The sequence below is a fragment of the Parabacteroides distasonis genome (assembly GCF_004793765.1).
GTDB lineage: Bacteria > Bacteroidota > Bacteroidia > Bacteroidales > Tannerellaceae > Parabacteroides > Parabacteroides distasonis_A.
The window spans coordinates 1-1,857 of the sequence record NZ_SRYM01000115.1 but is presented as its reverse complement, the minus strand read 5'-3'; the positions used below and the strand labels follow the sequence as shown (position 1 = coordinate 1,857).

The following is a 1,857-nucleotide window of genomic DNA, read 5'->3' as shown; positions in this document are numbered from 1 at the left end:
GAGACATCAAATTCTTCATGTTCCGACTGGCAACACTATACTCTTGACACCTCCTCCGCCCACCGGAAAAATCCGCTGACCCGTAATATTCTGCCGTTTTTTGCGTCCTCTCGGAAAACAAAAAATCCCGATTTCGTTTGGAAATCAGGATTTTACTGTCTTTTGCTTTTCTTCTAAGTGGTGCCACCAGTAACCGAAAATCGGCTTGTATAGCACTATTTTTCAATAAGTTATATCCTTTCTACGATGTTAGTCCCTTGAATAAGGTTTTCACAGCTTTGCACCGTTCAACACAAGTTTGTATCTTAGGTACGATTTCTGAATACAAAGATAGTGTATTTTTGTATTCTCTATATAATTATAGGGTATTAATTTTCGCCTTATCTATCTCATACATCAACAAACTTGCAAAATGTAACTTTTGTATAGCTTCAATTTTTGTAATTGATATTTTTTCATGTGCTTTGGGATTTCTAATACATCTAAAAGCTCCAACGAATAATTCCATATATCCTTGTTGTATGTCTTTTCCTGTTTTTGAAATAATGTCAGTATGCAACTTTAAAATTGGACTATTTACAGAAAATGCTTTTTGCATAGCTGGCACTCCGTCAATATCTTCTCCTGTTTTTAATTTTATAATTTCTTTTATCCTAACATTGATTTCTAAAAACGCAGCTTCAACAGATTCCGCATAATGAGCATCGTTGAAAAGTTTTTGAGACGATTGGATTATACAAGGATGAATATTTACCCAAATGTTATCATACTCATGTTTATTTTCATCTATATATATTAGTGTTGCTATTACTTCTCCTAATGTATAGGGATTTATACCTGTACATGGGAAAATAATTTGTTGCCCCCACTGATTATAAGATACTATATCACGCATTTTTAAATTGGGCAAAATAAAGTCGCGTAATCTTTTTTGATATATTGTAAGGTGAGTCGGAAGTAATTCTGAAAGTTTGTACAATTCATTATATAGATTTTGATAATTTATATTGTTACTTGGAACACCATTGTTATTAATTTTTTGAGATATTCCTTTTAAACACTCTTTGCATATTATGATTTGTTCTTCAAATTTATTCATGTAACTCATTTTTAAAATATCCTCCTGTTTTTTGTGCTCCTCTAAACTCTATTATTCCTAATCTAACTAAAGAATTCAAATAGCGCTTAGCAGTAGATGTACTTTTCCCTATTAATTCAGCTATCTTAGACGAATTAAGTCCCGGATATTGATTGATGATATCTAAGACTTCCTGCTCTTTGGAATTTACAGTATCATTTACAGTATCATTTACAGTATCATTTACAGTATCATTTTTGATACTGATACCTCTTTTGAACACTGCTGTAAACATCCCCTCTGTATGAAACTCCGGTTCGGGTAGATTTGCTTCCCTCATGGCTTCCTGCATACGAGGAATACCGGATGCAACTCTTTCAACTAAGTGCATACGGGTAAATAAACCGAAGATTAGCGGATTACGTGTCATGCTTTTATGCCCGAAATCTTTAGCTACAACAGGTAAAAGTCCTCCGGGATTGGAAATCTCTACCCGGTCGTCAAACATTTCTATCATAATGCTTGCACCTTGTTCGTAGTAATCACGATGTGACAGAGCGTTTATAATGGCTTCTTTAAATACGGTCAAAGGTATTTCCCAAATTTCTTCTCTTGGTCCTGTTCCCTCTATTTTATAGGCAACTTGCAGTTTACTTTCCAGCCAAGCCATAGCCTGTAGATATTGTTGGTATAATGAACCTCCGAATGTTTTATCATCTATAATCATTGATGTCCCATTAAAATCGGAAAGAGTACTTTGAAATTGTTGAAATTTAGTT

Annotated in this window: 2 protein-coding genes; both read right to left on the bottom strand. The window is 33.9% G+C overall.

The annotated features are described in order from the left end of the window. Positions 1-358: 358 nt before the first annotated feature. A complete protein-coding gene (locus E5342_RS18910) occupies positions 359-1,099 on the bottom strand; it encodes a TIGR02391 family protein (RefSeq protein WP_168354525.1) in 741 nt (246 codons plus the stop codon). Then, positions 1,092-1,857, bottom strand: a 766-nt coding sequence (locus E5342_RS18905; protein WP_135960072.1) for an ATP-binding protein, incomplete at its 5' end; no start/stop codon positions are given. The genes E5342_RS18910 and E5342_RS18905, both read right to left, overlap by 8 nt.

Excerpts from the sequence above, each read along its gene's own strand:
- E5342_RS18910 (WP_168354525.1), bottom strand. The coding sequence starts at position 1,099 with ATGAATAAATTTGAAGAACAAATCATAATATGCAAAGAGTGTTTAAAA.